This is a genomic window from Acetobacter sp. UBA5411, from assembly GCF_002409645.1.
Taxonomy (GTDB): Bacteria; Pseudomonadota; Alphaproteobacteria; order Acetobacterales; family Acetobacteraceae; genus Acetobacter.
On record NZ_DHNR01000019.1, the window covers coordinates 14,271 to 27,558 of the forward strand.

General features: G+C 57.6%; 12 protein-coding genes and 1 other RNA gene. 7 read left to right on the top strand and 6 right to left on the bottom strand.

Annotated features, from left to right (window positions below; all coding sequences use genetic code 11):
• Nucleotides 1–38: 38 nt before the first annotated feature.
• Nucleotides 39–521: a c-type cytochrome gene (locus tag B3759_RS05260; protein WP_291364335.1), complete on the bottom strand. Its 483-nt coding sequence runs from the start codon at nt 519–521 to the stop codon at nt 39–41.
• Between the two features lie 131 nt (nt 522–652).
• Between B3759_RS05260 and B3759_RS05265 the strand changes: the two genes are divergently transcribed.
• A complete protein-coding gene (locus B3759_RS05265) occupies nt 653–874 on the top strand; it encodes a hypothetical protein (RefSeq protein ID WP_408736455.1) in 222 nt (73 codons plus the stop codon).
• Between the two features lie 44 nt (nt 875–918).
• On the opposite strand, the gene B3759_RS05270 is transcribed toward B3759_RS05265, so the two are convergent.
• The 5 genes from B3759_RS05270 to clpA all read right to left on the bottom strand — a co-directional run bounded on the left by B3759_RS05270 (nt 919) and on the right by clpA (nt 8,256).
• Entirely contained in the window at nt 919–1,380 is a 462-nt protein-coding gene (locus B3759_RS05270) for an FKBP-type peptidyl-prolyl cis-trans isomerase (protein WP_408736456.1), read from the bottom strand.
• A gap of 91 nt (nt 1,381–1,471) precedes the next feature.
• Complete coding sequence (locus tag B3759_RS05275; RefSeq protein WP_026200219.1) at nt 1,472–2,713, bottom strand: argininosuccinate synthase; 1,242 nt, start codon at nt 2,711–2,713, stop codon at nt 1,472–1,474.
• A 148-nt stretch (nt 2,714–2,861) separates the two neighbouring features.
• Nucleotides 2,862–4,649 carry a gamma-glutamyltransferase gene (gene ggt / locus B3759_RS05280; RefSeq protein WP_408736457.1) on the bottom strand — a complete coding sequence of 596 codons (1,788 nt, stop codon included), beginning with the start codon at nt 4,647–4,649 and terminating at the stop codon, nt 2,862–2,864.
• A 342-nt stretch (nt 4,650–4,991) separates the two neighbouring features.
• A complete protein-coding gene (map, locus tag B3759_RS05285; RefSeq protein WP_291364341.1) occupies nt 4,992–5,795 on the bottom strand; it encodes a type I methionyl aminopeptidase in 804 nt (267 codons plus the stop codon).
• Nucleotides 5,796–5,898: 103 nt separating this feature from the next.
• On the bottom strand, nt 5,899–8,256 hold the full coding sequence (gene clpA, locus B3759_RS05290; RefSeq protein ID WP_291364343.1) for an ATP-dependent Clp protease ATP-binding subunit ClpA: 2,358 nt from the start codon (nt 8,254–8,256) through the stop codon (nt 5,899–5,901).
• A gap of 304 nt (nt 8,257–8,560) precedes the next feature.
• Here clpA and ffs point away from each other — a divergent pair.
• The 6 genes from ffs (at nt 8,561) to folB (ending at nt 13,012) form a co-directional block, all read left to right on the top strand.
• Nucleotides 8,561–8,655, top strand: an RNA gene (gene ffs, locus B3759_RS05295) — signal recognition particle sRNA small type.
• 90 nt (nt 8,656–8,745) lie between these two features.
• Complete coding sequence (locus B3759_RS05300) at nt 8,746–10,758, top strand: DNA polymerase III subunit gamma/tau (protein ID WP_291364345.1); 2,013 nt, start codon at nt 8,746–8,748, stop codon at nt 10,756–10,758.
• 65 nt (nt 10,759–10,823) lie between these two features.
• Nucleotides 10,824–11,147 (top strand): YbaB/EbfC family nucleoid-associated protein, encoded by a 324-nt coding sequence (locus B3759_RS05305; protein WP_291364347.1) that lies wholly within the window; start codon nt 10,824–10,826, stop codon nt 11,145–11,147.
• A gap of 24 nt (nt 11,148–11,171) precedes the next feature.
• Entirely contained in the window at nt 11,172–11,765 is a 594-nt protein-coding gene (gene recR / locus B3759_RS05310) for a recombination mediator RecR (RefSeq protein WP_291364349.1), read from the top strand.
• A gap of 28 nt (nt 11,766–11,793) precedes the next feature.
• Entirely contained in the window at nt 11,794–12,609 is an 816-nt protein-coding gene (locus B3759_RS05315) for an SDR family oxidoreductase (RefSeq protein ID WP_291364351.1), read from the top strand.
• Nucleotides 12,610–12,613: 4 nt separating this feature from the next.
• Complete coding sequence (folB, locus tag B3759_RS05320; RefSeq protein ID WP_010666240.1) at nt 12,614–13,012, top strand: dihydroneopterin aldolase; 399 nt, start codon at nt 12,614–12,616, stop codon at nt 13,010–13,012.
• Nucleotides 13,013–13,288 lie beyond the last annotated feature (276 nt).

Genomic DNA, 13,288 nt, shown 5'->3' on the forward strand with positions numbered 1-13,288 from the left:
CTGCTCAGATCCCTAGGTCGCGACAGTCTGCCCCTGTCTTACGGCAGAGGATGTTTCAGGTCGAGTTTCGCCCGCATATCTGCAACGTCTCCTGCCGAAATGCGATGGGCCCGGGCTACGGCAATCTCTTCCGGCCGGATTTCCGGAGCCGGTTTTGTCTCACCTTGTTGTGATAGCCACGAAAGAATAGTGGCGGCTTCCTCATCCGAAAGATACCGGAAAAGCGGCATTTCTGCCCTGTAGGGCATCCCTGCGGCCTTGATAGGACCACTGACTCCGTTCATGAGGACGGAAGCTAGATAGACGCGTCCTTCAGGGGTCGCTGCGATGCGGTCAATCCTTCCGCTCAATGGCGGTACAGAGCCAGCCATGCCCTCTCCACCGTGGTGGCAGATGCCGCAGTTGGAGCCGTAAAGATAACGTGGGGTTTTGTGTCGGGAGCATCCTGCGGGAAGAAGAAGGACAGCCAGAAGGAAAACCAACTTTTTTCGTGCAGAGATGTTATGGAAGAACAAACGCATGAAACCTGCTTGAATATCCGGAGGTTCTGGTCGCAGGGGACATGCTGCGCCACTCTGGAGCATGAAAGGAATTCTAAGTGAAACCTATTACATTCTATAGGCACCTTTTTTTCGCGGCGGCTTGCGGACTTCTGGTGTCAGCGGTCTCACCGACCACAGTATTCGCTGCAACACGGGAAGAGCAGACCGAGGCCTGCAAAGGGGACGCCCTGAAGTTCTGCGCGCTCTCGATCCCGAACGAAAAGAAGATTGCATCCTGTCTGCAGGCAAAGCGGGACAAGCTTAGTCCAGCCTGCAAGGCGATGTTCCCTGAGAAGAAATCCGGAAAGAAGTCCGCTGGTAAAAAGAACTGAGTGCCAGAACGAGAAAGGCCGGGTCAGAGACCCGGCCTTTCTGTTTACTGCTGTCCGCCGTGTTCGACGCCAAGCAACTGGATCTTGAAGATCAGCGGGCTGTTTGACGGGATGATACCCATCTCACGCTTGCCGTAGCCCAGCTTGGCCGGGACATAGAGCATCCAGGTATCACCCACATGCATCATGGGCAGCGCTTCCATCCAGCCCTCAACCAGACCGTCCAGAGGCATGCGCATGTAAGCACCCTGACCGTGCTGGTCGGAGCTGTCGAAGATCGATCCGTCTGGCAGGCGACCTTCATAGATCAGCATCATGCTGTCGCCCTTGACGGGTGAAGGACCATCTTTCGGTCCGGAAGCCAGAACCTTGTAAGCCAGTCCGTCCGGAAGAACCTTTACGCCCGGCTGGGAAACTTCCTTCTGCATGATCTGCTCAGGCGTCAGTTCCGGATCCTCGTGACTGCATCCTACGATTGGCAGGCAGAGCAGTCCGCCCAGAAGCAGGGTACGGAGACGGATTGAAGTCAGTGAAGAACGCACAGCTATTCCCTCGAAACTAGTGTCAGGATTGTCATTCAGATCGGAGAGGCGCGCCTTAGAGCGCGCCGCCACGTCGACCGATCTGACCACCCAGACGCAGGCGCAGGGCATTGAGCTTGATGAAGCCCTGAGCATCCTGCTGGTTGTAAGCGCCCTCATCATCCTCAAAGGTGACGACGCGGGTGTCATACAGGCTGTTCGGGCTTTCACGGCCCACGCAGATCACGTTGCCCTTGTAGAGTTTCAGACGCACGCGACCCGTTACGGAATGCTGGGACGTGTCGATCAGAGCCTGCAACATGCGGCGCTCCGGCGAGAACCAGAAGCCGTTGTAGATGATCTCGGCATATTTCGGCATCAGGCTGTCCTTGAGGTGCATGGCCTCGCGGTCAAGCGTGATGGATTCGATGCTGCGGTGAGCCGTCAGCAGGATTGTGCCGCCCGGCGTCTCGTAGATGCCGCGCGACTTCATGCCGACAAAGCGGTTCTCGACCAGATCGAGACGACCGATGCCGTTGGCTTTGCCGAGTTCGTTCAGTTTAGTCAGCAGGGTGGCCGGAGACATGGCGACACCGTTGATCGCCACCGGGTCGCCCGAGACGAAATCGATGGTGATTTCCGTTGCGACATCCGGAGCGGCTTCCGGCGAGATGGTGCGCTGGAAGACAATCTCTTCCGGTCCGACGGCGGGATCTTCGAGGATCTTGCCTTCGGAGGAGGAGTGCAGAAGGTTCGCATCGACCGAGAACGGCGCTTCGCCACGCTTGTCGCGGGTCACGGGAATCTGATGCTCTTCCGCGAACGCCAGCAGACGGGTACGGGATGTCAGATCCCATTCACGCCAAGGGGCAATCACGGTGATGTCGGGCTTCAGCGCATAGTAGGCCAGCTCGAAGCGGACCTGATCGTTGCCCTTGCCGGTTGCGCCATGCGCCACAGCGTCAGCACCGACCTGCTCGGCAATTTCGATCTGACGCTGGGCGATCAGCGGACGGGCGATGGAAGTGCCGAGAAGATACTGGCCTTCATACAGCGCGTTCGCCCGGAACATCGGGAACACGAAGTCCTTTACGAAGGTCTCGCGCAGATCCTCGACGAAGATTTCCTTCACGCCGAACATTTCGGCTTTCTTGCGGGCCGGTTCCAGTTCTTCACCCTGACCGAGGTCGGCCGTGAAGGTTACGACTTCGCAGCCGTAAGTGGTCTGTAGCCACCGCAGGATGACTGAAGTATCGAGGCCGCCTGAATAGGCCAGAACGACCTTCTTGATCTGTCGGGTGCCTTCGGCCGGGGCCATGCGCATTCTCTCCGGGTTTCTGCGGTGGTCGGAATGGAAAAGCGGCAAACCCTTGTTCACCGCTCTCTTTGGGGCGTCAGTAGCACCCGCGCCGACGTTGCACTAGTCCCAAGGCGAGGAGAGCTACCTTAATTCGGGGCGAATGTTTTCACTCGCCGACTGCAGCACCTCCCGGATGACGATGGTCCGCACCCCCGGAGAGAAGCGTCTGCTCGTTGCGGTTGGCAGCGAGAGCACCCGTGACAATGCCTTCCGGCATGCCCCATGCCGCATGATCGCGGAACACATACCCCTGTTCGTTCAGAGCCTTCGCGACAGCGGTATCGACCGCGCCTTTTTCGACTTCAATGGTTGAAGGTTCCCACTGTTCATGAAAGCGCGGCAGATCAATGGCCTGCTGGATGTTCAGGTGATAGTCGATCACGCCGGTAATGACGGACAGCACGATGGTGGGGATGCGTGATCCGCCGGGACTGCCGATGACCATGACCGTCTTTCCGTCTTTGGAAACGATGGTTGGCGTCATGGACGAAAGAGGTGTCTTGCCGGGCTGGATGGCGTTCGCCTGACTGCCGACGATGCCGAACATGTTGGGCGCACCGGGTTTGGCGGAGAAATCATCCATCTCGTCGTTCAGGAAAAAACCCGTTCCCGGCGCGATGACCCGTGCGCCAAACCATCCGTTGAGTGTGTAGGTGGTGGAAACGGCTAGTCCGGAAGAATCCATGACCGAAAATTGCGTGGTTTCGTGTTTTTCCCTGTTGACAGAAGGCGAGGAGGGCGCTGTGGACGTGGCGGGAACAGGAGAACCTGCTGTCAGGGTCTCTGAGTTTACAGCGCCGGACTGTGGTAAGGCCCTACGGATCTGCACGGCATAGACCGGGTCAAGCAGATGATCGACGGGATTGGCGACAAAAGCCGGATCACCCAGATCGCGCCGATCTGAATAGGCGTGACGCATGGCTTCGATCTGCTGACGGAGCGCTGGGGTGCTGTGTAGTCCTTCTGCGCCAAGATCATAGCCGGACAGGATCGTCAGCATTTCACACAGAGCAATGCCGCCGCCGCTCGGTGGGGGTGCCGTGTCGATGTGATAGCCGCGATAGGAGCAGGCCAGCGGCGGCATGACGCGAGGTTTGTAACGACCGAAATCTGCCATTTCCAGAATGCCGCCATTACGTTTGCTGGCGTCGACTACCCGACGGGCTATGCTGCCTTTGTAAAAGACATCCTCACCGTGACGAGAGATTTCTGAAAGGGAGTTGGCGAGATCGGTCTGCACAAGACGATCGCCGGGACGGAAGGACTGACCGTCCGGTCGCAGAAAGATCCTGCTGACAACAGGATCAGCGTGGAATTCCTTTTCAAAGGGACGAAGCAGGGCGACGTCGCCTTCCTCCAGAACAAAGCCTTCTCGTGCCAGACGAATGGCGGGTTCCATGAGTTTGGCGCGGGAGAGATGCCCCCAGCGTTGCCTTACATATTCAAGGCCAGCCACGGTTCCTGGAACGGCCACAGCTTTCCACCCAGCCGTCGAGAGGCCGGGGATGACCTGTCCATTAGCGTCCTGAAACATGTTCGGCGTAGAAGCGAGTGGCGCTTTTTCACGGAAATCGATGAAAACTGCCTGTCCCTGACGTGGCTTCAGAACCATGAAGCCGCCACCACCAATATTGCCTGCCGCCGGGTAAACCACGGCGAGCGCATAACCTACGGCCACGGCGGCATCGGCGGCGTTGCCGCCCTGCGCCAGTATTTTCGCACCAACTTCGGACGCGAGATGCTGCGCGGAGACCACCATTCCGTGGCGGCCCAGCACGGGCTTGTCGGACGCAGGTGATTGCACGGATGCTGTATAGGCCAGTGGATCAGGCACACCAGCGGGGAGGGTAGAGGTCTGCGCCCAGCCATTGGTGGAGAAACTGAGGCAGGCGATGAGACCTGTCGTGAAGACGAAAGGCTGCGCGTATTTCTTCCGTGAGAGGATACGGACTACGACGGAAGGCAACACGGCACGATCCTGCTTCAATGAAAAATGATGAGAGGTCAGAAGACTTTCAAAAGTCGTCTGAGGCACGCTCTTTTAAATCATGAAAGGTTTCTGGTGAAGCGTTTTCAGGAAGACTTTGGGAGCTGCTTTTTGAAAAACAGTGGCTGCATCTGTTTTATTGACCGATCGCTATGCGCAAAGGTTTCTGGCGGTTGTTTTTGCTTCCAACAAAAACAACCGCCAGAAATTCTTTGTATCAGCTAAAAGTTTCAGCTTCTGAAAAGCCGATCACGCGCCGTAGGGAGGCCGCTTATAACCTTTGGGAGAGAGTGTAAAAATCTCATACCCGTTTTCCGTGACACCCAGCATATGCTCGAACTGCGCTGTCAGGGAGCGGTCACGGGTGACGGCTGTCCAGCCATCTTCAAGGATTTTCACTTCCGGTTTGCCGATATTGATCATCGGCTCGATGGTGAAAACCATGCCCGCTTTCAGTTCCAGACCAGTTCCCGGCTCACCATAGTGGAGAACATTCGGGGCACTGTGGAACGTGCGGCCAATACCGTGACCACAGAAATCTTCAACAACCGAATAGCGATTCTTTTCAGCGAGAACCTGAATGGCATGGCCGATGTCACCCAGCGTTGCGCCCGGTCGCACCTGTTCGATGCCGGCCATCATGCAGTCATAGGTCACATCGATAAGCTTTTCGGCCTTTTTGGGGGCTTTTCCTGCGATATACATGCGGCTGGTGTCGCCGTACCATCCATCAAGTATGCAGGTAACGTCGATGTTCAGGATGTCCCCGTCCAGCAGCTTACGATCACCCGGGATGCCGTGACATACGACATGGTTGATCGAGATGCAGGAGGATTTTGGATAGCCGCGATAGCCGAGTGTCGCCGGTGTCGCGTTATTCTTGAGTGTGAATTCGTGGATGATAGTGTCGAGTTCACCTGTCGTCACACCCGGACGCACATGCTCGGTGATCATATCCAGCGTTTCGGCAGCCAGTTTTCCTGCGGCGCGCAGACCCTGAAAGTCTGCCTCAGTGTGCAGGACAATACCGTTGCGTGCTGATTTACCCTCCATCCTCTCCCTCGTTCTTAGCCTGTTGTGGGCGGACAATGCCGCTTATGACACATCGGTGCAAGGGAAGGTGGTCCTGCTCTTGAGAACAGGACCACTCTTGTATTCAGGATGAGAGGCCGTTCGTATCCTGCTTTTCCTCGCCTTCTTCCGGAGCCTCGGCAGCCGGGGAAGACGTGGAGTTCTCGAGATATTCGAACGAAAGCTCACCATCCTTGACGGAGATCTTGACCGCTCCGCCTTTTGTCAGGCGACCGAAAAGAAGCTCTTCGGACAGAGGTTTCTTGATCGAGTCCTGAATGACCCGGCCCAAAGGACGCGCGCCATACAGGCGATCGTAGCCGCGTTCCGCCAGCCACTCCTTGGCGGCGGACGACATCTCGATCGTGACGTTCCGATCCGCAAGCTGCGCTTCGAGCTGAAGCACGAACTTTTCGACCACACGACCGACCGTTTCCGGCTGGAGATTGCCGAACGGGATGATCGCATCAAGACGGTTACGGAATTCCGGCGTGAACAGCCGCTTGATCGCTTCCTGATCTTCGCCTTCACGGGTGTCACGCCCGAAACCGATGGCCTCCTTGCTCAGATCAGCCGCACCCGCATTGGTCGTCATGATGAGAATGACGTTGCGGAAATCGACAGTCTTGCCGTTGTGGTCCGTCAGCTGTCCGTGATCCATAACCTGCAGAAGCACGTTATAGAGGTCCGGATGCGCCTTCTCGATTTCATCGAGGAGCAGGACAGCGTGCGGATGCTGATCCACAGCGTCCGTCAGCAGACCACCCTGATCGAAACCGACATAGCCTGGAGGTGCGCCAAGCAGTCGGGAAACGGAATGGCGCTCCATGTATTCGGACATGTCGAACCGGATCAGCTCGATACCGAGAGTGGTAGCCAACTGGCGGGCCACTTCGGTCTTGCCGACGCCGGTCGGACCGGAGAACAGATAGTTGCCGATCGGCTTCTCGGGTTCACGCAGGCCAGCACGAGCCAGCTTGATGGCGTCCGACAGTGTCTGGATGGCCTTGTCCTGACCGAACACCATGTTCTTCAGGTCACGCTCCAGAGCCCGCAGCACTTCCTTGTCGTCAGCGGAGACGGTCTTGGCGGGGATACGGGCGATCTTGGCGATCGTGTCTTCCACGTCCTTGAGCGTGATGGTCTTCCGACGCTTGCTTTCAGGCAGAAGCATCCGGGACGCACCGGCCTCGTCAATGATGTCGATGGCTTTGTCCGGCAGCTTCCGGTCATGGATATATTTGACCGATAGCTCTACGGCCGCACGGATGGCGTCGTCCGTATAGCGGACCTTGTGATGCTTCTCGTAGTTTGTCTTCAGGCCACGAAGGATCTTCACGGCGTCATCGAGGTTCGGCTCTTCGACGTCGATCTTCTGGAAGCGACGGACGAGGGCGCGGTCTTTCTCGAAGTGCTGACGGAATTCCTTGTAGGTCGTCGAGCCGATGCAGCGCAGCGTTCCGGCAGCCAGCGCAGGCTTCAGCAGGTTGGACGCATCCATCGCACCGCCGGATGTGGCACCCGCGCCGATGACAGTGTGAATTTCATCAATGAACAGGATACCGCCGGGATTCTGCTCAAGGTCGTGCACGACTGCCTTGAGACGCTCCTCAAAATCGCCACGATAGCGCGTGCCTGCAAGCAGGGTGCCCATGTCGAGCGAGTAGATGGTGGCGTTCAGCAGAACTTCCGGAACGTCGCCTTCCACGATTCGTTTGGCCAGACCTTCGGCGATGGCCGTCTTGCCCACGCCGGGATCACCCACATAGAGCGGGTTGTTCTTTGTGCGGCGGCAGAGAATCTGAATGGTGCGTTCGACTTCCGACTCACGGCCGATCAGGGAATCGATCTTGCCCTCGGCTGCCTTCTTGTTGAGATCGACGCAGTATGTTGCCAGAGCTTCGCCCGTCTTGGACGCGGAACCCCGGCCTTTTTCTTCGCCGCCGGTCTCGTCTTTTTCGGCCGAGCCGGTCGGCGCTCCGTTCGAGCTCCGTCGTACGGAGCGATCCGGTGCCTTGGCGATTCCGTGCGAAATGAAGTTGACCGCGTCGAGGCGCGTCATGTCCTGCAATTGCAGGAAGTAGACAGCATGGCTCTCGCGCTCGGCGAAGAGGGCAACCAGTACATTGGCTCCCGTGACTTCGTCGCGACCGGTAGACTGCACATGAATGGCGGCACGCTGAATGACACGCTGAAATGCTGCGGTCGGCTTCGGCTCCGTCGTGCGTTCGGCAGTCAGACCTGCCAGATCCTTGTCGAGAAACTCGGTTAGATCCCCCCGGAGTTTATCCAGATCAACGCCGCAGGCCCGGAAAACGGTTACCGCATCCGGGTCATCAATCAGAGCAATCAGAAGATGCTCAAGCGTTGCGTATTCATGATGCCGCTCACCCGCCAGCGTCAGTGCCCGGTGCAACGTCTGTTCGAGATTGCGTGACAGCATGATCAAGACACTCCTTTCGCCGTCTGGCGTATAAGGCCACGCTGCCTGAACGTGACCCTGTCACCATATTTGGGCTGTTCCGAAAGAAATGCCAGCCATAAGACGGGCCGCTGCGGAAAAAATTTCATGACCCGGTCACTTGCTCGAGAGAAATCCGAGGAAAACGCTTATCTCCTGATCCTGAAACAATGAGGTTTATAAGCTGTTAGGAAGAGGAAAGCGCAGAGAGGTGTGAATGGATGCAATAAAATTTGTGTCTGAATGGCTTTGCGTGGGGCAGGGGCGTGTGTTATTCAATTTGACGGGAGATCTGTGACGGACGGGCGCCTTGCCAACCCGGTCAGATCCGGAAGGAAGCAGCCGCAGTAAGTTTTGCTCGGGTTGTTGCAGGTCTCTCACCTTCCTTTGAACAGGAAATCAGATCCGCTACAGAGGCTGTTTAAGCCCGGCTGCAAGCCTGCGCGGGCTGAAAGCGGATTGGCTGGAACTATGCCTGACAGTGATAGAGAGGCAGACGACGATCTGCCATTGCCACCAAGTGAGGGCATGGGACTCTTTTTCGGCGAAGCGCCGGAAGCGTCAGACCCGACCAGCGTCTCATCTCAAGACGTTGTGGCTGATCGGCCAGCAGTATTGCCTGCAAAACTTTCTCCAGAAGAATCTGCAAAGCCCGCTGCGGCCTATCGCGTTCTCGCACGTAAATATCGACCCGCGACCCTCGACCAGCTGATCGGGCAGGACGCGCTTGTCCGCACGCTTAGAAACGCCTTTGCAGTGGGCCGCGTCGCACACGCCTTCATGCTCACCGGTGTTCGCGGAGTGGGCAAGACCACCACCGCCCGAATCATTGCCCGTGGCCTCAACTGCGTCGGTGTTGACGGTAAAGGTGGTCCGACAGCGGATCCTTGCGGTGTCTGTCCGAACTGCGTCGCCATTCTGGCTGACCGACACCCCGATGTGCTGGAAATGGACGCCGCGTCCCGCACCGGTGTTGATGATGTCCGCGAGATTATCGAGGCCTGTCATTTCCGCCCGATTCAGGGACGCATGAAAGTCTTCATCGTCGATGAAGTGCACATGCTGTCCCGCAATGCTTTCAATGCGCTGCTGAAAACGCTGGAAGAACCGCCGCCGCAGGTCACATTCATCTTTGCCACGACCGAACTGCGGAAAGTGCCGATCACGGTGCTGTCCCGTTGCCAGCGATTCGATCTTCGTCGTGTCTCCCAGTCTGAGCTGCTCTCTTTTTTTACGGGCATTGTCGAAAAGGAGTGTGTCTCTGCTGAGCAGGAGGCTCTGAAACTCATTGCTCGCGCGGCTGATGGTTCGGTGCGTGATGGTCTGTCCTTGCTGGATCAGGCGATCGCGCAGGGTGCCGGCACGCAAGGAGCGAGCGACGGCAGTGTTACGGAAGTTGGCGTCGCGGCGATGCTGGGTCTGTCCGATCGCGCGGCGATCTTTGATCTGTTCGACTGTCTGATGCGCGGCAATGTGACGGAAGCGATCCGGCTTTCCGACAATATGTATGACCGGGGTAATGATCCTGGGCTGATGCTGCGTGATCTGGCCGAACTGACGCACACGGTCACGCGTCTGAAAACCGTTCGCGGACTGGAAGACACGCTTGAACTGCCGGAAATGGAGCGGACAAGAGGCGCTGCCTTCGCGAGTTCCCTGTCGCTCTCTACATTGTCTCGTCTCTGGCAGATGCTTCTGAAGGGAATTTCGGAAGTCGACGACGCGCCGTTGCGTCGTGAGGCGGCGGAGATGGTGCTGATCCGTCTCTGTCATGCCGCGACCATGCCGCCTCCGGAAGAGTTGCTGAAAAAACTGCGCTCTAGCGAAGTCGCACCGGTTGCCGCTCCCGTAAATCGGGCGGCGGATGACGGACGGGATGCTCCCCGCGCCATGATGTCATCGCCCGATGACGGCGGAAGCAGGCGTCAGAGAGTCGCCAATGAGCGATGGGGTGACGTTGGAGAAGGGAGCTCCGAGCCGATCCCGTTGGCGAGGGCCTCTGCTCCGTCAGGCCCGCAACCACCACGCAGCTGGCGTGAGCTGGTGGCCTTTGTGAAGGATAACCGCGAGGCGACCCTGCACGGCCACCTGTGTCACTCCACGCATCTGGTGACATTTTCTCCGCCGCTGGTTGAGGTGCGTATCGACAGCCCGGCTCCCCCGGACCTTGTAAAACGGTTGCAGGAAATGCTCCGTGCAAGCTTTGGGAGCGAGTGGGTGGTGCGAACCGCCGAGGCGCAGGGCGAGCCGACACTGGCTGAGCAGAGCGCCGAGATCATTCAGCTTCATAACCGCCGCTCGTCAAACCACCCGCTGGTGCAAGCGATTCTTGGTGTGTTTCCGGATGCCGAACTGGGCGATGTGCGGGACCACACGCTCGACGACCATTACGGGTTGCCTCCCGAAGATTTCGGATCGCTGGATGCTGGGCCGCTGGCAATAGGGCTTGACCCGGAACTGGACGCCCCCGAAGAACAGGACTGACAGTTTGATGCTGGTCGGGTCACGCTCGTGGCCGCCAGTCATCGTGTATGCAGGGATGATTGAACATGAAAAATCTTGCCGGACTGATGAAGCAGGCTTCGCAGATGCAGTCGAAGATGGAAGAAATGCAGGCCAGTCTTGAGAAAATCGAGATTCAGGGCAATGCCGGTGCGGGCATGGTAACCGTGACGCTGAGCGGAAAGGGTGACCTGAAAGCGATCACGATCGATCCGAAGCTGGCAGACCCGACTGAGATGGAAATGTTGCAGGATCTGATCGTCGCTGCCTGTGCGGATGCGAAGGCGCGTCTCGACAAGACGGCTTCTGAAGAAATGCAGAAGGTCACGGGTGGCCTGAACCTGCCGCCAGGGCTGAAGCTGCCGTTCTGAGCCACGGTAGTCCGGTCTTAACGGATGGCTGTTGCCGATATTGATCACCTCATTGGTCTGATTGCCCGCCTGCCGGGGCTTGGTCCCCGGTCGGCGCGACGAGTGGCGCTGGCGTTGTTGCGTGATCCGCAGCGCCGGATGCTTCCGTTGGCGCGTGCAATGGAAAGCGCCGCAATGTCGGTGAAGACCTGCTCCGTCTGCGGGAATCTCGACGTGACCGATCCTTGTCGGATCTGTGCCGATCCCGACCGTCCGCATGATATTGTGTGCGTTGTTGAAACCGTCAGCGACCTGTGGGCGTTGGAGAGAGCCGGTGCTCATCGTGGAGTCTATCAGGTGCTCGGCGGTGTGTTGTCAGCGCTCAAGGGTATTGGTCCGGAAGATCTGAACGTCGGCTCCCTGTTCGAACGGTTGAGGGATGGCTCCGTAAAGGAAGTCATTCTGGCTCTTGGTTCCACCGTGGAGGGAGCAACGACCATGTACTGGTTGCAGGAAAAGATTGCGCCTTACGACGTGGTGGTCAGCCGGGTGGCGCAAGGTGTGCCGATGGGGGGTGCGCTCGATGTGCTGGATGACGGCACACTGGCGGCGGCGGTGAGCGCCAGACGACTGATATAAAACGCCTGACAGAGTGATGAGAGACGGTATGACCGCTGAAGCCTCCCTCGCTGGAACATTGATTGCCCCTGACATTCCCCGCATTGCATTCATTACCGGTGGTGCTCAGCGGCTTGGACGCGCGATGGCGCTGGCATTGGCGGGAGCGGGTTTTTCTGTGGCTGTGCATTATCGTTCCGGGGAGGATGACGCTCATTCCCTGAAACGGGAAATCGAAGCGATGGGACGGCAATGTTGCCTGCTGCGTGCCGATCTTGCTGAAGAAAAAGAAGTCACGGGTCTTATCGCGAAAGCTGCTGCCGAACTGGGTGGGCCTGTCGGGGTTCTTGTGAACAATGCGTCCACTTTCGACAGGGATGAGTGGAACACGGTTACCCGCGAAAGCTGGGACGCACATATGGAGCCCAATCTGCGCGCGCCTTATGTGTTGACGCAGGAGTTTGCGAAGCAGCTTCCTGCTGATCGGGAAGGGATGGTGCTGAATATGCTCGACGAGCGTGTTTGGTCCCTGACTCCTCATTTTGTCAGCTACACTGTTTCTAAATCGGCGCTTTGGACGCTGACGCAGACCATGGCTCTGGCGCTGGCTCCAAAGAAAATCCGGGTCAACGCCATCGGTCCGGGGCCTGCGCTGCCGAGCACACGCCAGACACAGGAGCAGTTTCAGGCGCAATGTCAGTCTGTGCCGCTGGGACGAGGGACATCGCCGGAAGAAGTGTCGCGCGCCCTTCTGGCGTTTTTGATGCTGCCGTCAGTGACAGGACAGATGCTGGCGCTTGATGGGGCGCAACATCTCCAGTGGTATTATTCTCCTTCGGTCTCCACTCATGTGATGGAAGAGTAGCGCAATGACAATTCTGGCGCCCTGGCCTGCTGATCTGGCTGTAAGACGGCTCTTTCTCAAGGATATGATTGTTGACGCCTATATCGGCGTTTTTCCGCATGAACAGGGTGTGACACAGCGTGTTCGCATCAATGTCTCGTTTGGTGTGGATGACAGCCGTGATCTGACGGAAGGTGTGGACGACCTCAGCCGGACGGTTTCCTACGAGACGGCTGTACTGACGATCCGTCGTCTGGCGACGGAGACCCACACGCAGCTTGTGGAGACGCTGGCTGAGCGTATCGCCATTGAGGTGATGAAGGATCGCCGAGTGAGGGTGGTTCGTATCAGCGTTGAAAAACTCGATATCTTTTCAGATCTTGATTCAGTTGGGGTTGAGATCGAGCGCTGGGCGACGGAGTAGGACCCTGCCTGAAATTATCGCCATTACTGTTCCTCACAACATCAAGTCACGCCGAGTCATGGAAAAGGTGGATATGCAGCGTGATGGGGGTGGTGCTTTTGATTATCCTCTCGTCAAGGAAGGACATCCTCTGAGTCGCCATGTTCTTTATCGGTTGCGGCGGAATGAATGGATCGGGGAAACTTGTAATCAACATCCGAAATTGTAGGTGATAGTTTCAGTCATTGATGGGAGGGCAGTAACGCGGCAAGCATTGCTTGTGTAGGTTGATATTAC

Excerpts from the sequence above, each read along its gene's own strand:
- B3759_RS05305 (WP_291364347.1), top strand. The coding sequence starts at position 10,824 with ATGAAAAATCTTGCCGGACTGATGAAGCAGGCTTCGCAGATGCAGTCG.
- B3759_RS05275 (WP_026200219.1), bottom strand. The coding sequence starts at position 2,713 with ATGGCCCCGGCCGAAGGCACCCGACAGATCAAGAAGGTCGTTCTGGCC.
- recR (WP_291364349.1), top strand. The coding sequence starts at position 11,172 with ATGGCTGTTGCCGATATTGATCACCTCATTGGTCTGATTGCCCGCCTG.
- folB (WP_010666240.1), top strand. The coding sequence starts at position 12,614 with ATGACAATTCTGGCGCCCTGGCCTGCTGATCTGGCTGTAAGACGGCTC.
- B3759_RS05315 (WP_291364351.1), top strand. The coding sequence starts at position 11,794 with ATGACCGCTGAAGCCTCCCTCGCTGGAACATTGATTGCCCCTGACATT.
- B3759_RS05260 (WP_291364335.1), bottom strand. The coding sequence starts at position 521 with ATGCGTTTGTTCTTCCATAACATCTCTGCACGAAAAAAGTTGGTTTTC.
- B3759_RS05300 (WP_291364345.1), top strand. The coding sequence starts at position 8,746 with ATGCCTGACAGTGATAGAGAGGCAGACGACGATCTGCCATTGCCACCA.
- clpA (WP_291364343.1), bottom strand. The coding sequence starts at position 8,256 with ATGCTGTCACGCAATCTCGAACAGACGTTGCACCGGGCACTGACGCTG.
- map (WP_291364341.1), bottom strand. The coding sequence starts at position 5,795 with ATGGAGGGTAAATCAGCACGCAACGGTATTGTCCTGCACACTGAGGCA.